The organism is Micromonospora luteifusca, from assembly GCF_016907275.1.
GTDB lineage: Bacteria > Actinomycetota > Actinomycetes > Mycobacteriales > Micromonosporaceae > Micromonospora > Micromonospora luteifusca.
This window is the reverse complement of sequence record NZ_JAFBBP010000001.1, coordinates 692,285-709,807: the sequence shown is the minus strand read 5'-3', so window position 1 is coordinate 709,807 and position 17,523 is coordinate 692,285. Positions and strand designations below refer to the sequence as shown.

Sequence of the window (17,523 nt, the reverse complement as noted above, 5' to 3'; positions counted from 1 at the left end):
GGCGTGACGGTCAGCTTCACGCACGAGACGCTGCCGCAGCGGGTGGTGTTCGCGTCGTACCAGGCGGCAGGTCACGTGGCCGACGAGGTGGCTCGGCTCGGCGCCACCCGCCCGATGGTGATCGCCACGGCAGCGAACAGAGCGCTGGCCGACCCGTTGGTGGCCGCCCTGCCGGCCGCGGTGCGCCACGACGAGGTGGTGATGCACGTGCCCACCGACGTCGCCGAGCGGGCGCGCATGGTCGCCGAGAAGCACGACGTCGACGTCGTCGTCAGCATCGGTGGCGGTTCCACCACCGGCCTGGCCAAGGCGGTGGCGCTGACCACCGGGCTGCCGATCGTCGCCGTTCCGACCACGTACGCGGGCTCGGAGGCCACCAACGTCTGGGGGCTGACCGAGGGTGGCCGCAAGACCACCGGGGTCGACGCCCGCGTGTTGCCACGGTCTGTCGTCTACGACGCCAGCCTGCTGCTGTCCCTGCCGGTGCCGCTGAGCGTGGCCTCCGGGCTGAACGCGCTGGCGCACTGTGTCGACTCGATGTGGGCGCCGCGGGTCGACCCGATCGACCAGGCACTCGCGGTGGAGGGCATCCGCGCCCTAAGCCAGGGGCTCCCCGAGGTCGTGCGCGAACCGCAGGGCATCGCGGGGCGCGAACAGACGCTGTACGGGGCCTACCTGGCCGCCGTGGCGTTCGCCTCCGCCGGCTCCGGGCTGCACCACAGGATCTGCCACGTGCTCGGCGGGATGTACAACCTCCCGCACGCGCAGACCCACGCCGTGGTGCTGCCGTACGTCCTCGCGCTCAACGTACCGTCGGTTCCCACCAGCGGGCAGCGGATGGCGGCGGCCTTCGGTGCGGCGTCCGCGCTGGAGGGGTTGCAGCGCCTGCGGGAGCAGGTGGCGGCACCTCGCGCCCTGCGGGACTACGGGCTGCGCGAGACCGACATCCCGGCTGCCGTCGACGCGGTCCTGGCGGCCGTGCCGCCGAACAACCCGACGCCGGTCACTCGGGAGAACCTCGAGGACCTGTTACGCCGAGCATGGGACGGAGGGGAGCCAGTATGACCCTGGAGCAGCGGAACCGCGAGTCACAGCTCGTCGAAAGGGTGGCCGCGTCGTTCGACGACGCGCCGGATGAGCGGGTCAGGGAGCTGATGCAGGCGCTCACCCGGCACCTGCACGCCTTCCTGCGGGAGGTGCGGCTGACCGAGCAGGAGTGGCAGCGTGCCATCGAGTTCCTCACCGCCGTCGGGCACATCACCGACGATCGGCGTCAGGAGTTCATCCTGCTCTCCGACGTCCTGGGTGCCTCGATGCAGACCATCACCATCAACAACGAGGCGTACGGCGACGCCACCGAGGCGACGGTGTTCGGCCCGTTCTTCGTCGACGGGTCACCGGAGATCGAACTCGGCGGGGACATCGCGGCCGGAGCGTCCGGGCAGCCGTGCTGGGTCGAGGGCAGGGTCACCGACACGGGCGGCAACGCGGTGCCGCACGCGCGCATCGAGATCTGGGGAGCCGACGAGGACGGCTTCTACGACGTCCAGTACGGCGACGGTCGTTCCGCCGCCCGCGGGCACCTGTACAGCGACGCCGATGGGAGCTACCGCTTCTGGGGGGTCACCCCGACGCCGTACCCGATCCCGCACGACGGCCCGGTCGGCCGGCTGCTGGCCGCCACCGGACGGTCGCCGATGCGGGCCGCGCACCTGCATCTGATGATTCAGGGGGAGGGGCTCAGAACCCTGGTGACGCACATCTTCGTGCGCGGGGACGAGCTGCTGGACCGCGACAGCGTGTTCGGCGTACGGGACTCGCTGGTGCTGGATTTCGAGCCCCGGCCGGCCGGTTCCCCCACTCCCGATGGTCGGGACCTGGGAGACCGCACGTGGTCACGGGTGCGCTTCGACATCGTTCTGGCGCCCGCGGCCGTGGCTCGCGGGGAGGGGTGAGCGTCAGTCGGCCGGAGTCGGTCCGGATGGTCATCCCGGGAGCGTCGTCAGCATTTCTCGCAGCCAGGCGATCTCGGTGCGGCTGGTGGCGGTGGCGATGCGGAACAACCCTCGGCGAAAGGGGTCGTGAGGAAAGTCGTCAGCGCGCAGCGGTCGGTCGCCGTCCCAGAAGAAGCTCGCCGGCTGCGTGAGGAAATCGAGCCGGCGGCGCAGGACGGCCGCCTGGGCGACCGGGTCGTCGAGGTGGTGCAGGAAGGCCAGCAGCGTGAACCAGCGGTTCTCGTCGCTGATGAAGAGCTCGTCGGGTGTGCGGAGCTGACGCAGTAACTCCGCCTGTCCGGCCGGGCTGAGGATCAGCACGTGCCGTGGTGCCGCCACCTGGCCCGCCTGCACGTCCCGGCGAAGCCAACCCGCACGTTCCATCCGCTTGATCGTCGGGTACAGCGTCCCGTCCGCGATCGGCCGGACGTGGCCGGTGAGTGCGGCAACACTTCTGCGTAGCTCGTACCCGTGCAGCGGGGCGTCGGCCAGGAAGCCCAATATCGCGAACTCCAACACCGTGCTAACTTACCTCGGCAACGGAATATCTCGAACGCGAGGTATAGGTCAGGAGGTACGTGATGCGCGGCGCCCAGGTCCGACCGGACGGCACGACGATCCGCTGGGTGGAACTCCCCGGCGCCGAGCCCACACGGGTCTACCTGCATGGGCTCGGCGCCTCCTCACCGGCGTACTACGCGGCGGTGGCCACCAACCCCGCCCTCGCCGGACGGCGCAGCCTGCTGATGGACCTGCTCGGGCACGGCATCAGCGATCGGCCGGCCGACGCCTCGTACACCCTGGAGGAGCACGCCGACCTCGCCGCCACCGCGCTGACAGCAGCCGGGGTCAGCACCGCAGAGGTGATCGCGCACAGCATGGGCGGGGCCGTCGCCATCGTCCTGGCCGCCCGCCATCCACACCTTGTCTCCGCACTGGTCCTCGTCGACGCCACCCTCGACCCGCAGCCTCCGGGCGTCGGCATCCGCTCCCGCTACACCGAGGAGCAGTTCGTCCACGGCGACGGCCGAACCGACACGCTCACCCGGGTCGGCCCGGCCTGGGCGGCGACGATGCGGCTCACGGGCCCGGAGGCGTTGTACCGCACGGCGGCACACCTCGGCCGCGGCACCATCCCCACCATGCGAGAGTTGCTGCTCGAACTGCCCGTGCCGCGCACCTACCTCCACCCGGCCGGCAACGAACCGATCGGCGCACAGGCCCTGACCGATGCGGGCGTGCGGGTGGTCGCCGTACCCGACAGCGGCCACAACATCATGCTGGACAACCCCGACGGCTTCGTCGCGGCCACGGTCGCGGCACTGCCGGCATAGCCCACGCGTCCCATCCGCGATCCCGCCCCAGCGGATGAAGCAGGGGGGAGGCCTTGACAGGAGAGGCACTCCGGCGTTCAATCCATGTCGCGACATGCATGTCACGACATCTAAGGGGCACGATGAGGCCGATCAAGCGGGTTACGGTGGTCAGCACCGGCACCGTCCAGATCCGTCCGGAGCACCGCGAGACGAACGGCAGCCCGCTGTGGTGGTGGCTCAACACGTCGCGCCGGTGGACCGAACCCCTCCCGATCAACGTGTACGTGATCGAGCACGACGAGGGACTGGTCCTGTTCGATACCGGCCAGGACCGGCGCTCGGTCACCGACCCGGGATACTTCCCTGGCGGTCCGGCCGGACACCTCTACCGCCGGCTCGCCAAGTTCGACGTTCCTGCGGGCGCCACCCTGACCGAGCGACTTCGCGACCAGGGCTACGACATCGCAGACGTACGCGTGGCGATCGTCTCCCACCTGCATCAAGACCACATCGGCGGTCTGCGGGAGCTGCCGAGATCGGCGCACATTCTGGTCGATGCCAACGAACTGGCGGAGGTCGACAAGAGGTTCGCAGTCTTCGCCGGTCTGCTGCGGGAGCACATCCACGTGCCCGGCGTCAGCTTCACGGCTGTCACCCCGCATCGCGTCGAAGACCCCGCCATCGCGCCGTTCACGCACGCCCACGACGTCATGGGCGATGGCTCCCTGTTGTTGCTGCCGACCCCCGGCCACACGCCTGGTTCGATGTCGCTGCTGCTACGCGCTCAAGGGCTGCCGCCCATGCTCTTCGTCGGCGACGTCACCTATGACGTGCAGCGTCTCGCGGCCGATCGCATCCCCGGAGTCGGCGACCTCAGCGGACTGCACGAGGTCACCCATCGAGTCAACATGTTGGCCGCCCGCCACCCGAGCATGCCGATTCTCGCCGCACACGACCCCGCGGCACCCGGGCTCCTGGCCACGGCCCTGCGGGAACACGGCACGATGCCGGTGTGAGAACAGCCGAGCAGCTTCGCTACCTCATCCTCGCAGCACAACGAGAAGGCAACCGTCAGCTCACCGTGAGGCTGTCCGAGATCGGTGTGACGCCGGCGCAATCGGAAGCACTGCGCATCATCGGCGACCACGGACCGCTTGCACTCAGGGAACTCGGCGACATGCTCGTCTGCGACACCGGCACCAGCCCCAGTCGCATCGTCGATCGACTTGTCGCCGCAGGTCTCGTGGAGAGAACCACAAGTGAACACGACCGACGGCAGGTCCGGCTCACGCTCACCAGGCAGGGGCGGGACAAAGCCCTCCGCGTCGTAGAGATCGAGAACCAGCTGTACGAGCTGCTCGACCACGCCAGTGCGGGGACGGACATCGGTGCCTTCATCAGATTCCTCGACGGCTTTACCCGACAGTCGCCCGCCGGACTAGCCCTCGCGAACCGCCTCGCCGCTGAAAAGAAGCAACCGGAATGACCGCCTCGCCGAGCGCGACGCGCCCACGGGGGATCCCATCGGGGCCGACGTAGCCGCCGGCCCCGAGCACCTTGTCACCCGGCGAAGTCTGCGCCCACAACCGTGTAACCACCCGCCCGGACGGTGTGGAACGGTGCCGGAGCCATGCATCGCCGAAGCTCGGGATCGTCGGGCCGTCCGGGCACGTCTCGCAGCTGCGGGCCGGACCACCCAACCCGGTCGAAGTGCCCCTTGCCGTTGTCCGCGATGCTGAAGCCGAAGCGTTGCTTCAGCCACCCGATCTCCCGGCTCATCGGGTCGGCCCCGGTGGGTAGGTGACGGTGGCGTCCACGGAGAACTGCACGTCATGGATCGGATCCTGGTAGTGCAGGCGCCCCCAACCCTGCACCCTCCCGACGCTGGCAGTCTCCTGTGCGGCGGGGCCTTCGGTCGTCGCGTTCGCCACGCCGCCCACGGTGGCAGCACCCAGCGTTGTGGCCAGGGCCGCGACTGCGGTCAATGCCATGCGGCGGATCACTTTCCGCATCCGATTCTCCCCCTGTTGCTGCGGCGCTGTGTCGCGCCGCGGATGAGGTCAACCATCGGACTCACCACACGCCTGCCACCTCCCTCGACGTAGCGAACGCCTTCCCGCTGGAGGGTGACTCCGCCGTCCCGCCCACCCGCCCGTTCGGCGATCCAGGCTGGCGTCCCGTCGAGGCGGGGAGGCGACACCGCCGTCGTTGCGGGCAGCAACATGAGCGCGACGCGGGACGGGGCGCCAGCCAAGCTCGACGTGGGTGGGGGCGGACGCGGCTGTTCAGCCCTGGCGGAACCCGGGATCGGCCGGGCAGGAGACAGCGGCGGCACACCGGGCGTTGGAGGCGGGCGGGGTGCGGGGCAAGTACGTGGTCAGGGTCGACTGAGGTCTGCGGCTCAACCGACCCGCTGGGCCAGCACCTGCCCCGGCCAGGCTCCAGCTAGGAAGGTTTCGGTGGACGTGAACCCGTGGCGCTCGTAGTACGCCACCAACTGACCACCGCCGCCCGCCCAGCAGTCGACCCGTAGCAACCCGACGCCGGCGCGCCGGGTCTCCTCGACCGCGTGTGCCAGCAGGGCCGACCCGAGCTTCTGACCGGCGAATCGTCGGTGGGAGACGAGTAGGCGAACGAACCGCTCGGGTTCTTTCGCGGGCGCGATCGGCGCCGTCGGGTTGGGACCGGAGTCCAATACCAAGGTTGCGGCAGGCGTTCCGTCCACCTCCGCGATGTACGGGAGGTTCTCGGTCAGGTACCGGTCGACCAGCTCGGGCCCTCCGGGCTTTGCAGAGAACGGCGTCGTGCCCCACTGCTCGGTGTTGCCGCGATCGTTCATCCAGGTCACCGCGGCATCGAGCATGTCCAGTACGGCGGGCGCATCGGCCGGGCCACCGCGTCTGATACGTACGCCGCGGGTGGTGTCGTCCATGGCGGAATGGTAAACCGGCCGCTGAGGTGCAGGGCCGGGCCGGTACGCGCGCGGTTCACCTGGAGGTCGGGCCTCGGGGTGAGCGCGAGTGTTGACCGGTGGCGTCGTCGGCGGGCTGGGAATTCCAGGAGGCGAGAAAGACGAGTGCCTGCTCCGTGGGGCTTGCCGGCTCCCAGGTGTAGGTGATGATCGTCAGGTCGGAGTCGCCGGGCAGGTGGAGGGCTTCGCCGGTGAGTTCGAGGTCTCCGGCGATGGCGTGGCGCATCGTCTTGGTGGCGGTGTGATGCAGTTTCACGTTGTGGGTGGCCCACCACGTGCGGAAAGCCTCGCTGCGGGTGCTGAGTTCGCCAACCAGGTCGGTGAGCGCGCGGTCGTAGGGGTTTCGTCCGGCGTAGGTGCGCAGGGCGGCGACGCTGTCGGCGGCCACTGAGCGCCAGGCGGGGTAGAAATCCTGTGCGCGGGGATCGAGGAACAGGAAACGGACGAGGTTGAAACCGCCAGTCGCACCGAGGGCGTCGGCGAACAGGGCCCGTCCGAGTCGGTTGGTGGCCAGGATGTCCATTCGCCCGTTGCGGGCGTACGCGGGGGCGTTGATGGTGTCCAGGATGCGCTGGACGCCGGCCCGCACTGGCGTCCGGCGTGCCACTCGCCGGGGTGGGTGCCCGGGTTTGGGCACGTTGGCGGTTTCGGCGAGGTCAAACAGGTGGGCGCGTTCGGCTTCGTCGAGTTGCAACGCGTGGGCGAGGGCGTCCAGCACCGAGTGGGAGACGCCGGTGAGGTTGCCGCGTTCCAGCCGGGTGTAGTAGTCGGTGCTCATCCCGGCGAGCATCGCCACCTCCTCGCGGCGCAGGCCCTTGACCCGCCGCCTTCCGCCGAAGAACGGGACACCGGCTTGCTCGGGAGTGAGTCGTTCACGGCGGGTGGTGAGGAAGTCCCGGACCTCACTGCGGTTGTCCATGTCCTCGAACGTACGGCGCTGTTCGGGCGCGTAGGGAGGGTCTGGCGTTACCGGGCAGGACCGTCACTGTTTGCCGGCCGCGAAACCGGGTTGGGTGGTGGTCCGGACCAGAACCGAACCAGCGGAGGGAACCGGTATGGCTGTGCAGAACCGACTCGTCACGCTCAACAACGGGGTCCAGATGCCGATTCTGGGTTTCGGTGTCTTTCAGGTCCCCGGTGAGCAGACTGAGCAGGTCGTCACCGACGCGTTGGCGGCCGGCTACCGGTCCATCGACACCGCCGCCTCCTACGGCAACGAGGAAGCCGTCGGCCGGGCGATCGCCGCCAGCGGCATCCCCCGCGAGGAGCTGTTTGTCACGACCAAGCTCTGGATCCAACACACCGGCGAGGACACCGCCAGGCGCGAGTTCGACACGTCCCTGCGGAAGCTGGGCGTGGACTACCTCGATCTGTACCTGATCCACCAGCCCCTGGGGGACTACTACAGCTCGTGGCGGGCGATGCAGAAGCTTTACAGCCAGGGGCTGATCAAGGCGATCGGCGTGTCGAACTTCTTCCCGGACCGGCTGGTGGATCTGATCCAGCACAACGACGTGATCCCCGCGGTCAACCAGGTCGAGACCCATCCGTTCTTCCAGCGCCACGCCGACCAGCAGCTCATGCGCGAGCATCGTGTGCAGATCGAGTCGTGGGGGCCGTTCGCCGAAGGCAAGAACGACCTGTTCAGCAACCCGACCCTGACCGATATCGGCAGCGTGCACGGAAAGTCGGTCGCCCAGGTCGTTCTGCGCTGGCTGACCCAGCGTGACGTCGTGGTCATCCCGAAGTCGGTGCGTCCCGAGCGGATGGCGCAGAATTTCGACATTTTCGACTTCGAGCTAAGCGACGAGGAGATGACCCGCATCGCCGGCCTGGACACCGGCGAGACCGTGTTCTTCGACCACCGCGACCCGAAGATGGTCCAGTGGCTCGGCGGACGCCGGGTCGACTGATCCAGAGCACGTACCCGGAGGTGACGACGTGCAGGGCATCGCCATTCGGCGCCGGTCGCTGCTGCGACTGAGCGGGGTAGGAGTGGCCGGCGCCGCGGTGGCGGCAGCCTCGGGAGGCTGCGCGGCCGATTCGGGACCGCAGCCGACGGCCAGCACGGCCCCGGGCCGCTCCACCGCGCTGGGCGGGCGGCCAGCGGTGCTGGTGGCGTACTTCTCCCGCGCCGGCTGGAACTACCACAACGGCGGTCGCCGGTTCCTGCGGACCGGCAACACACAACGGCTCGCCGACATGATCGGCGAGCTGATCGGCTGCGACGTGCACCGCATCGAGGCCGCCGACCCCTACTCCGACGACTACGACGAAACGGTCGCGCGCAACGTACGCGAGCAGAACGCCGACGCGCGCCCCGCCATCGCCAACCCGCTCCCATCGGTCGACCGGTACACCACCGTGCTGCTGGCCAGCGGGATCTGGAACGTCCGCGCGCCGATGATCATGTCAACCTTCGCCGAGGGCTACGACTTCACCGGCAAGACTGTTCATCCGATCACCACCTACGCCATGAGCGGGCTGGGCACCACCGAGCGTGATTACGCCGCCTCCTGCCGGGGTGCCACGGTCGCCACCGGGCTGGCCGTGCGCGGCGAAGAAGTCGACGCTGCCGGGCCTACCGTTCAGACCTGGCTCAAGCAGAACAACCTGATCAGCTCGTGAGGTCGTCGAGCCGGGTGACCAGGATCCGACCGCCCTCGTAGGCGCCGCCATCGATGGCGAGGACGCGGCCGTCGGCGTACCGCAGGGCCTCGCGCACCTCGCCAGGGGCGACCCCGAAGTGCTTGGTGAGCGTGCTGTGGCCGTGCACCAGCACCTCGCCACCGTACGTGCCGAGCATGGTGGCCACCGGGTCGTCCGGCTTGGCCGGCTCGCTGTCCCGGAACGCGCCACGGTCGCTCATCTGATAGCAGAACGCCAGCCAGCCGGCGGCGTCCCGACTGGCGAGCGCCTTCGCGACCTCGGCGTTGACGGCGGCGACACTGTCGCCGAACTCCAGATAGCGGGTGGTGTCGGAGTGCACCAGCAGGTAGCCGTCGACGACCGCCATGGCCGGTCGGGAGACGATCCACGAGATGTGCTCGTCGCGGAGCCGGCGCAGGTCGTCGTCTCGACCGCCGAATCGTGCCCAGGCGCCCCGGAAGCCGTCCTGCTGCTGCCAGCCGGGCACCGTGCTGGTGTCGAGGAGGTACGCCGCGAGCAACTGCACCTCGTGGTTACCCAGCAGTGCGTGCACCTCGCCGCCGACTCCGGCGGCCTCGCCGGTCAGCCGCCGTACGTCGTCGATGACCCCGATCCCGTCCGGTCCGCGGTCGACGTAGTCACCGAGCAGCCACAGCCGCGCGTCCGCGCCGGACCAGTGCCCGGCCGCGTCGGTGAGGCCGGCATCCTGCAGCGCGTTGCGCAGCTCGGCGCGGTGGCCGTGCACGTCGGCGACCACGAAGAGGGGCGTCTGGTCGACAGTCACCCGCGCAACCCTACCCGCAACCGATCGACGGGCGAGGTTGATGATCGGGCGGGGCGTGCCGCGATGGGTGACGCTAGGTTGTGCGGATGACACGCATCGGATTTCTTGGTCTCGGCCGGATGGGCTCCCTGATGGCCGGTCGGCTGATTGCTGCCAACCATGAGGTGACGGTCTACAACCGGACAGTTGAGAAGGTGGCGCCGCTGGTGCAGGCGGGGGCTCGGGCCGCCGCGACCCCCGCCGAGGCGGTCGCTGGGGCCGACGTGGTGATCACCATGCTGACGGGACCGGCCGCCGTGGACGCGGTGCTCTTCGGCGACCACGGTGCCGCCGCCGCGCTCGACCCGGGGGTGACGCTGGTCGAGATGTCCACCGTCGGCCCCGACTACGTCGCCTCCCTGCACGACCGGCTGCCCGACCTGGACCTCGCGGACGCCCCGGTCAAGGGCAGCCTGCCGGCCGCCGCAGCCGGCGAGTTGGTGATCCTCTTCGGGGGCGGTGACAAGACCCTGGCCCGGGTACGCGAGGTGCTGGACGTGCTCGGCAAGGTCCAGCATGTCGGGCCACTGGGTGCGGGCGCGGCCGTCAAACTCGTCGTCAACGTGGCGCTGTGCGGCTCCTTCGTGCTCGTCGGTGAGGCGCTGGCGCTGGGCGATCGGCTCGGGCTGTCCACGGAGACCACGATGACGGCGCTGAGCGGCACCGCGCTCGGTTCACTCGTGCCGCGGGTGCGCGCCCGGTTGGACAATCCTGAGGCGCCCACGCAGTTCTCGTACGGACTGGCCACGAAGGATCTGAAGCTGGCGCTTGAGGCGGGCGCGCCGAGCGGGGGCGTGATCGCCGCCGCCCACCAGCAGTTCGCCGGTGAGCTGCCCCAGCTCTCCGAGAGCGACATCGGGGAGATCGTCGCGGTGCTGCGGCGGGCCGCGACCCGCTGAACAGTCTCCGACACTCAGCAACGACGGCGGCCCCTCGGGCCGCCGTCGTCGTATTTCCCCAGCTCGATCGCGTTAAGTGAACGTGTAGTCACGGTGGCCATCGTATGACCAGAAGGTAAACACATGGGGGACCAACGTGGCGGCCGTACCTCTGGACAGTGAACCGATCACCTCGCGATCTGCGCACGACCTCGTCGGCACCTGGGTGCGCCGAAGCCCGGACGCGACTGCCGTGCGCGAGGCGGTCACCGGCCGGGAGATGACCTATCGGGAGCTGTGGCAGGCGGCCACCCGGTTGGCGACCGAGTTGACCCGGCACGGCGCCCGGCGCGGCGACATCGTCGCGCTGGCGATGGAGCGTTCTGCGGAGCTGATCGTCGGAATCCTCGCCATCGCCCGCTGCGGCGCCGCCTACCTGCCTTTGGATGTCAGCAATCCGGCCGACCGCAACACCGCGCTCGTCACCGAGGCCGCGGTACGCCTGGTGGTCACTGCCGCTGACGGCGAGCCGGCCGACTGGGCGCTGCCGGCCGACCTCACCTGGCTGCGCGCTACTGTCGCAGCGGCACCAGCCGTGTCGGACCAGCCCACCCTCGACGAGCAGGCGGGCGGCGACGACCCGCTCTACGTGGCGTACACCTCCGGCTCCACCGGCCGCCCCAAGGGCGTGGTGGTGCCACATCGCGCGGTGGTGGGGCTGGTCGACGGCGCCGAATACTGCCCGGTGGCACGCGGCGACCGCGTGGTCAGCCTCTCGAACCCGGCCTTCGACGCGACCACCTTCGAGGTGTGGAGCACGCTGACCGCCGGCGGCACGCTGGTGGTGCTGCCCGCGGTCACCGACATGACGTTGGACGACTGGGTGGATCTGCTGCGCGCCGAGGCCATCACCACGATGTTCCTGACCACCACGCTGTTCCACATGGTCGCGCGGGAACGCCCGGCCGCCTTCGGCACCGTGCGGAACCTGCTCGTCGGCGGGGAGCAGATGCAGCTCGCCGCCGCCCGCGCGGTGCTTGCGGCCACGCCGCCCCGACGGCTGGTCAACGCGTACGGTCCGACCGAGACCACCACCTTCGCCGCGTACCACGAGGTGACCGCGGCCAACCTCGTCGGCGTGGATCGGGTGCCGATCGGCAGGGCACTGCAGCACACCACCCTGCGTCTGCTCGACGATCAGCAGCGTCCGGTCGCCGAGGGCGCGACGGGGGAGTTGTGCATCGGTGGCCCGAAGGTGGCGCTGGGCTACCTCGGGCAGCCCGAACTCACCGCGCAGCGGTTCGTCCGACTGCCCGACGGGGAGATGGTCTACCGGTCCGGCGACCTCGCCCGGCTGACCCCCGACGGCGGCGTCGAACTGCTCGGCCGCTACGACCGGCAGGTGAAGCTGCGGGGGTTCCGCATCGAGCTGGAGGAGATCGAGCGGGCCATCATGGCCACCGGGCTGGCCGATGTCGCCATCGTGGAGAAGGTCGGCGACGGCCCGCAGGCACTCCTGGTCGGCTTCGTCCTGCCCGGCGCGGGGAGCGCACCAACCCCGTCGCAGCTGTCGGCGGCCCTGGTGGCCCGCGTTCCCCGATACATGGTGCCAGCCCGCTGGATCGTCCTGGAGGCGTTACCGGTCGGCCAGACCGGCAAGGCCGACCGCGCGGCGCTGCTCGCGCTGGTCGCCGACGACGGCCCGGGCGGGGCCGAGAGCGGGGATCCGGTGCTGGCCGGCGTGACGGAGACCTGGCGCGACGTGCTGAACCTCAGCAGGGTCACCCGGACCGACACGTTCCTCGACCTCGGCGGCAACTCGATCCTGGCCATCCAGGCCGCGTCGCGGCTCACCGAACGACTCGGCGTCGAAGTGGAACCGCACGACGTGCTGCTGGCGACCTCGGCCGCCGACCTCGTGGACCGGCTGCGCGACCGGCAGCCCGCCACCCTCTGAACGACCCGAGGCCAGCCACCGCTGCAGCCCCGAACTCCGTCCGTGGGCGCATCGCCGTGCGCCACTCCGCTGACTGATCTCTGACACGGGGGATGTCGTGATACCAACCACCCTGGCTCGATCCGACTCGTCGGTCGCGCCGCTGTCGTTCGCGCAGGAACGCCTCTGGTACATCGAGACCGCGGCACCGGGTACGCCCACCTACAACGTGCCGCTGCTGGTGCGGTGGACCCAGGGCGCCGACGCCGACGCACTGGCCGACGCGCTGGCCGCCGTCGCGACCCGGCACGAGGTGCTCCGTACCACCTACCGGCTGCGCGACGGCCGGCCGGTCCAACTCGTCGGTGACCCCGGGCCGGTGTCGTTGGAGGTCATCGACCTGGCCGGTCACGCCGACGCCTGGTCGATCGCCCGCCGGCAGGCCGACGAGCGGGCACGCGTCCCGTTCGACCTGGCCGGCGAGGCGCCCTGGCGGTGCACGTTGTGGCGCGGCCTGCCCGGCGGCGACGCGATGCTCATCAACATCCACCACATCGCCGTGGACGGGTGGTCGCTGGCGCCGCTGTTCGAGGACCTGGCCACCGCGTACGAGGCGGCGCTGGCCGGTGCGGCGCCCGACTTCGAACCGCTGCCGGTGCGGTACGCGGACTTCGCCGTCACCGACCGCGCCGCCTTCGACGCCCGCGGCACCCGCACCCTGCTCACCGAGCGGGTGGCCGAGCTGTTTACCGTCGCGAGCGGAATGGTCCTGGGCAATCGTCGCGCCGGCGGCCCGGCCGCGCCGACGCGATCCGGCGGCGAACACCGCTTCACCCTTCCTGCCGAGACCTGGGCAGCCAGCCGTGAGCTGGCTGGCGCGCTGAGCGCCACTCCCTACGTCGTGCTGCTGGCGGCCTTCCAGACGGTGCTGAGTCGCTGGTCCGGCCGCGAGGACTTTCTGCTCGGCACGGTCGCCGCCAACCGGCCCCGGTCCGAGTTGGAGCGACTCGTCGGCTTCTTCGCCAACACCGTGCCGGTCCGCTGCCGCCCCGCCGCCGACCGCACCTTCGCCGAGCTGTGCACGGCGGTGCGCACCGAGGCGTTCCGGGCCCTCAGCTACCAGCGCATCCCGTACGACCAACTGGTGGCGGCACTGCCGGCCGCGTACGGCGACCCGGTGGACGTGGCGTTCGTCCTGCAGAACGCACCCACCGCCCAGGGGCCGACCCGGTGGGCAACGCCGGTGCAGCTGTTCACCGGGACCGCCAAGTTCGACGTGGCGTTCGTGCTGGAGGAGGGCGAGGACGGCCTGACCGGCCTGGTCGAGTACGACGCGGACCGCTACGAGGCCGACGTCGCCGTGGCGCTCGCCGAGGGTTTCGTTGCCCTGCTCGGTGCAGCCGTCACCGATCCCGAGCTGTTGGTGTGCCGGCTGCCCCTGTCCACCTCGGCGGACGGAGTGCCGGCCGGCACGTTGGTCGGCGAGTCCCGCACCCCGCCGTACCGGACGGTGCTGGAAGCGATCGACGAGCGGATCGCCGACATGGACCCGGAGGCCCGCGCCGTCACGTGCGCCGGCACGGACACCAGCTGGCGGGAACTCGACGGCAGGTCCTGGTGGGTCGCGGACCGACTCGCCGCAGTCGGCGTGCCGGTGGGTGGCCGGGTACCCGTGGTCGCCGACCGAGGTGGTGCGCTCGTCGCCGGCTGGCTCGGGGTGCTGCGGGCCGGCGCCGCGTACACGCCACTCAACCCGGACACTCCCGTCGACAAGCTGGAACACATCGTCACCGAGCTGGGCGCGTCGGCGATCGTGCTCGACGCCACCGGCCGCAGCCTGGTCAGCGCCGATCTGCTGCGTCGGCTCGCGCTGCCCGTCGTACACCTCGACGAGGCCATGGTCGGCGAAGCCCCGCCCCGGCGGCGCCGGCCACCGATCGACGCCGACGACCCGGCCGTCATCATCTACACCTCCGGCACCAGCGGCCGGCCGAAGGGCGCGATCGTGCCGCACCGCGGCCTGCTCAACACCATCTCCTGGTGGAACGCCGAGACGGGCCTGAACAGCACGGACCGCCTGCTCTGCGCGTTCTCGGTCTCGTTCGACCCGGCCACCTTCGAGACCTTCCGGGCGCTGGCCGCCGGCGCCCAGCTGATCGTCGCGGACGAGGAGACCCGCCGCGACCCCCGCCTGCTGGCCCGGCTGCTGCACGGACCGCAGGGCGCCACCACGATGTCGCTGACTCCCAGCCTCTTCCGCGCCGTGCTCGACGCCGACGAGGAGACCGGCACCAGCCTGCGCCGACTCTATGTCGGCGGCGAGGCACTGCCCCGCCAGACCGTGGAGCAGAGCGCCCGGCAGTGGGGGGTGCCGGTGGTCAACGTGTACGGCCCGACCGAGGCCTGCTGTGTCAGTACGTTCGCCCTCACCGACCTCTCCGACCCACGGCAGCCGGCGATCGGCAGGCCGCTGCCCAACACCCGCGCCTACGTGCTCGGGCCGAATCTGGAGGCGCTGCCGGACGGCGTACCGGGCGAGCTGTGCGTCGGCGGTGCCGGGGTGTCGTTGGGTTACCTCGGCGATCCCGAGCGCACCGCCGTCGCCTTCCCTGCCGACCCGTGGGACGCCGGCCGGGGCGCGCGCCTCTACCGCACGGGCGATCGGGTCGCGTTGCGCCGCGACGGTCGGCTGGAGTATCTGGGCAGGGTCGACGAACAGGTCAAGATTCTCGGCCATCGGATCGAGCCGGGTGAGGTGGCCCGGCTGATGGAGGACCAGCCGGGGGTGCGTGCCGCAGCCGTCCACGCGGTCGACAGCCCGCCCCGGCTGGTCGCCTACGTCCAACTCGACACCGACAGCGCGGCGTTGCCGGGCCGAGACGACCTGGTCCGGCCCCTGCAGCGTTGGCTGCCGCCGGCGGTGCTGCCGACCGACGTGTACGCGGTCGACGCCCTGCCGCGTACCGGCAACGACAAGGTCGACTTCGCGGCACTCGCCGCCCTTCCGTCGACGCGGCTGGCCCACACGACGGCGGCGGCCCGCCCGCTGACCGCCGCCGAAGCGGCCGTGGCGGCCCTGTTCACCGATGTCCTCTCCGAGCGCGGGGAACGCCCGGACAACCTCGGCCCGGACGACAGCTTCTTCACCCTCGGTGGCCATTCGCTGTTGGCGGTGAGCATGCTCGCCGAGGCTGATCGGCGGACCGGCAAGACCGTGCCGTTGCGCGACTTCCTCACCGAGCCGACCGTCGCCGGTCTCGCCCGCCTGCTCGACACCGCCACCGCTGACCAGACCAGCGCCGGTGCGAACGACGGCACCGCCCCCGGCGCGGACGACTCCTACCCGGCGACTCCGATCCAGCAGCGGCTGTGGGCGATCAGCCGGCTGCCCGCCCTGGGCGCGGCATACCTGTCGCCGCTGGTCGTCCGCCTCACCGGTGCGGTCGACCGTGACCGGCTGGAGGAAGCGGTGCGGGAGGTGTTGGGTCGCCACCCGGCCCTGCGCTCCCGGTTCCGGCTGGTCCGCGCCGAGCGGCGGGTGCGCTACCGCACCGACGGGCCGCCACCGACCGTCACCCGCGTCGACGACGTGCCACCCGCCGAGCTCGCCGCCTGCCTGGACGACGCCTGCTGGGCGCCGTTCGACCTGGCCGTCGACGCCCCGGCCCGCGCGCATCTGCTCGGCACCGGGTCGGAGACGCTGCTGGTGCTCACCGTGCACCACATCGCCGCCGACGGTTGGTCCATGCAACTGCTGCTCGACCAGATCGGCGAGCGGTACAGTGCCGGCGCCGAAGGGTGCCTTGCGGTGCTACCCCCGACGGTGCACCCAGCGACGCTCGCCGGCCCGATGGACGCCGCCGCCGCCGACCGCAGGGTCGCCGCGGTGGTCGCGCGGCTGCGAGGTGCGCCCACCGACATCCGCCTGCCGCATGCCCGACCTCGACCGTCCATCCAGCCGGTCGCCGGTGCCACCGTGACCCGCCCGCTGACGGCGGACCTCACCGAGCGGATCCGGGCGGCGACCCGCCCGCTGGGCGTGACCACCTTCATGACCACCGCGGCGGTACTGGCCGTGGCGTTGGCCCGCCGGAGCGACCAACGGGACTTCCTGTTCGCGTACCCGTGGGGCGGCCGGGAGGCCCGCGACGCCGCCAACGCCGTCGCCATGCTGGTCAACACGGCTGTGCTGCGCGTCGATCTGGCCGGCTCACCGACCTGGCGGGAGGTGCTGCGTCGGGTCCGCGAGGACAGCCTCGTCGGCTACCAGGACGCCGACGCGCCCTTCGACGCTGTCGCCGCCGCGCTGCATCCCGACCGCGACCTGAGCCGCCCGCCGATCACCCCGGTCTATCTCGCCGCAGGGGACGTGGCACCTGCTCCGCCGTCGTTCGGCCCCGGCGTGACCGCCGAAGCCGCACCGCTGAGCGCCACCCGCGTCAAGTTCGAACTGGAGGTCGGCACCGAGGCCCGGCCGGACGGGCTCGTACTGACCGCGGCGTACGCGACCGACCTGTTCGAGCAACGCGCGGTTGTCGACCTGTTGGACGACTGCGCCCGGTGCGCATCCGATCTCACCGCTGACCTGGATCTACCCGTGCTGAAGGGAAACCCGCTGTGAACGACGAGAAGCCGGACCTGGCGACCGAGGTGGCTGCCGCCTGGGCGAACGCCCTGGACACCCCGGTGGCCGACGTGCCGCTGGACACCAACTTCTTCGAGGCCGGAGGTGATTCGCTCCTGCTGATCGTCGTACTTGAGGAGTTGCAGGAACTGACAGACCGCACGCTGGAGGCCGCCGACCTCTTCCAGCACAACACCGTACGGGCCCAGGCAGCGCTGCTCGCCGACGAGAGCGGGGAGCGGAAGTTGGCCCTGCTCGGCGCGCGGAACCGCGGCAGTCTGCTGGACCGGCGTCGTTCGGCAGGCCAGTCCGACGCCGCCGCGAGCCGATGA

General features: G+C 70.8%; 17 protein-coding genes. 11 read left to right on the top strand and 6 right to left on the bottom strand.

The genetic code is table 11. The annotated features are described in order from the left end of the window. Positions 1-3 precede the first annotated feature (3 nt). Positions 4-1,065, top strand: a complete 1,062-nt coding sequence (locus JOD64_RS03045) for a maleylacetate reductase (RefSeq protein ID WP_204940794.1) — start codon at positions 4-6, stop codon at positions 1,063-1,065. After that, positions 1,062-1,955, top strand: coding sequence for a hydroxyquinol 1,2-dioxygenase (locus JOD64_RS03040; RefSeq protein ID WP_204940793.1), 894 nt, complete (start codon positions 1,062-1,064; stop codon positions 1,953-1,955). The genes JOD64_RS03045 and JOD64_RS03040 overlap by 4 nt, the downstream gene beginning before the upstream one ends. Before the next feature lie 30 nt (positions 1,956-1,985). Here JOD64_RS03040 and JOD64_RS03035 read toward each other — a convergent pair whose 3' ends face one another. Next, a complete protein-coding gene (locus JOD64_RS03035) occupies positions 1,986-2,513 on the bottom strand; it encodes a PadR family transcriptional regulator (protein ID WP_204940792.1) in 528 nt (175 codons plus the stop codon). Between the two features lie 62 nt (positions 2,514-2,575). Between JOD64_RS03035 and JOD64_RS03030 the strand changes: the two genes are divergently transcribed. From JOD64_RS03030 to JOD64_RS03020, 3 genes are all read left to right on the top strand, one after another. Next, positions 2,576-3,328 carry an alpha/beta fold hydrolase gene (locus tag JOD64_RS03030; protein ID WP_204940791.1) on the top strand — a complete coding sequence of 251 codons (753 nt, stop codon included), beginning with the start codon at positions 2,576-2,578 and terminating at the stop codon, positions 3,326-3,328. Between the two features lie 122 nt (positions 3,329-3,450). Next, a complete protein-coding gene (locus tag JOD64_RS03025; RefSeq protein WP_204940790.1) occupies positions 3,451-4,326 on the top strand; it encodes an MBL fold metallo-hydrolase in 876 nt (291 codons plus the stop codon). Next, positions 4,323-4,796, top strand: coding sequence for a MarR family winged helix-turn-helix transcriptional regulator (locus JOD64_RS03020; protein ID WP_204940789.1), 474 nt, complete (start codon positions 4,323-4,325; stop codon positions 4,794-4,796). The genes JOD64_RS03025 and JOD64_RS03020 overlap by 4 nt, the downstream gene beginning before the upstream one ends. A 74-nt stretch (positions 4,797-4,870) precedes the next feature. Here the strand turns inward: JOD64_RS03020 and JOD64_RS03015 are convergent, their stop codons facing one another. The 4 genes from JOD64_RS03015 to JOD64_RS03000 form a co-directional block, all read right to left on the bottom strand. Then, positions 4,871-5,089 carry a hypothetical protein gene (locus tag JOD64_RS03015; protein ID WP_204940788.1) on the bottom strand — a complete coding sequence of 73 codons (219 nt, stop codon included), beginning with the start codon at positions 5,087-5,089 and terminating at the stop codon, positions 4,871-4,873. Further along, on the bottom strand, positions 5,086-5,322 hold the full coding sequence (locus JOD64_RS03010) for a hypothetical protein (protein WP_204940787.1): 237 nt from the start codon (positions 5,320-5,322) through the stop codon (positions 5,086-5,088). The genes JOD64_RS03015 and JOD64_RS03010 overlap by 4 nt, the downstream gene beginning before the upstream one ends. Positions 5,323-5,711: 389 nt before the next feature. Beyond that, a complete protein-coding gene (locus JOD64_RS03005) occupies positions 5,712-6,242 on the bottom strand; it encodes a GNAT family N-acetyltransferase (protein ID WP_204940786.1) in 531 nt (176 codons plus the stop codon). 55 nt (positions 6,243-6,297) lie between these two features. Continuing rightward, positions 6,298-7,200 (bottom strand): helix-turn-helix transcriptional regulator, encoded by a 903-nt coding sequence (locus JOD64_RS03000; protein WP_204940785.1) that lies wholly within the window; start codon positions 7,198-7,200, stop codon positions 6,298-6,300. Positions 7,201-7,336: 136 nt separating this feature from the next. On the opposite strand from JOD64_RS03000, the gene JOD64_RS02995 reads away from it, so the two are divergent. After that, complete coding sequence (locus JOD64_RS02995; RefSeq protein WP_204940784.1) at positions 7,337-8,194, top strand: aldo/keto reductase; 858 nt, start codon at positions 7,337-7,339, stop codon at positions 8,192-8,194. Between the two features lie 28 nt (positions 8,195-8,222). Further along, the gene (locus JOD64_RS32715; protein WP_204940783.1) at positions 8,223-8,909 is read left to right on the top strand and encodes a flavodoxin; all 687 of its coding nucleotides are present in this window, start codon (positions 8,223-8,225) and stop codon (positions 8,907-8,909) included. Here JOD64_RS32715 and JOD64_RS02985 read toward each other — a convergent pair. Beyond that, positions 8,899-9,714, bottom strand: a complete 816-nt coding sequence (locus JOD64_RS02985; RefSeq protein ID WP_204940782.1) for a metallophosphoesterase — start codon at positions 9,712-9,714, stop codon at positions 8,899-8,901. The two genes, JOD64_RS32715 and JOD64_RS02985, sit on opposite strands and share 11 nt — an antisense overlap. 86 nt (positions 9,715-9,800) lie before the next feature. Here JOD64_RS02985 and JOD64_RS02980 point away from each other — a divergent pair, with 86 nt between their 5' ends. From JOD64_RS02980 to JOD64_RS02965, 4 genes are all read left to right on the top strand, one after another. Beyond that, entirely contained in the window at positions 9,801-10,652 is an 852-nt protein-coding gene (locus JOD64_RS02980) for an NAD(P)-dependent oxidoreductase (protein ID WP_204940781.1), read from the top strand. Positions 10,653-10,788: 136 nt separating this feature from the next. Beyond that, the gene (locus tag JOD64_RS02975; protein ID WP_204940780.1) at positions 10,789-12,588 is read left to right on the top strand and encodes a non-ribosomal peptide synthetase; all 1,800 of its coding nucleotides are present in this window, start codon (positions 10,789-10,791) and stop codon (positions 12,586-12,588) included. A gap of 97 nt (positions 12,589-12,685) precedes the next feature. Beyond that, positions 12,686-17,188 carry a non-ribosomal peptide synthetase gene (locus JOD64_RS02970; RefSeq protein ID WP_204940779.1) on the top strand — a complete coding sequence of 1,501 codons (4,503 nt, stop codon included), beginning with the start codon at positions 12,686-12,688 and terminating at the stop codon, positions 17,186-17,188. Next, positions 17,185-17,523: an acyl carrier protein gene (locus JOD64_RS02965; protein WP_204940778.1), complete on the top strand. Its 339-nt coding sequence runs from the start codon at positions 17,185-17,187 to the stop codon at positions 17,521-17,523. The genes JOD64_RS02970 and JOD64_RS02965 overlap by 4 nt, the downstream gene beginning before the upstream one ends.

Coding starts and splice junctions, on each gene's coding strand:
- JOD64_RS03040 (WP_204940793.1), top strand. CDS start 1,062: ATGACCCTGGAGCAGCGGAACCGCGAGTCACAGCTCGTCGAAAGGGTG.
- JOD64_RS03030 (WP_204940791.1), top strand. CDS start 2,576: ATGCGCGGCGCCCAGGTCCGACCGGACGGCACGACGATCCGCTGGGTG.
- JOD64_RS03025 (WP_204940790.1), top strand. CDS start 3,451: ATGAGGCCGATCAAGCGGGTTACGGTGGTCAGCACCGGCACCGTCCAG.
- JOD64_RS03015 (WP_204940788.1), bottom strand. CDS start 5,089: ATGAGCCGGGAGATCGGGTGGCTGAAGCAACGCTTCGGCTTCAGCATC.
- JOD64_RS03010 (WP_204940787.1), bottom strand. CDS start 5,322: ATGCGGAAAGTGATCCGCCGCATGGCATTGACCGCAGTCGCGGCCCTG.
- JOD64_RS03005 (WP_204940786.1), bottom strand. CDS start 6,242: ATGGACGACACCACCCGCGGCGTACGTATCAGACGCGGTGGCCCGGCC.
- JOD64_RS03000 (WP_204940785.1), bottom strand. CDS start 7,200: ATGGACAACCGCAGTGAGGTCCGGGACTTCCTCACCACCCGCCGTGAA.
- JOD64_RS02995 (WP_204940784.1), top strand. CDS start 7,337: ATGGCTGTGCAGAACCGACTCGTCACGCTCAACAACGGGGTCCAGATG.
- JOD64_RS02980 (WP_204940781.1), top strand. CDS start 9,801: ATGACACGCATCGGATTTCTTGGTCTCGGCCGGATGGGCTCCCTGATG.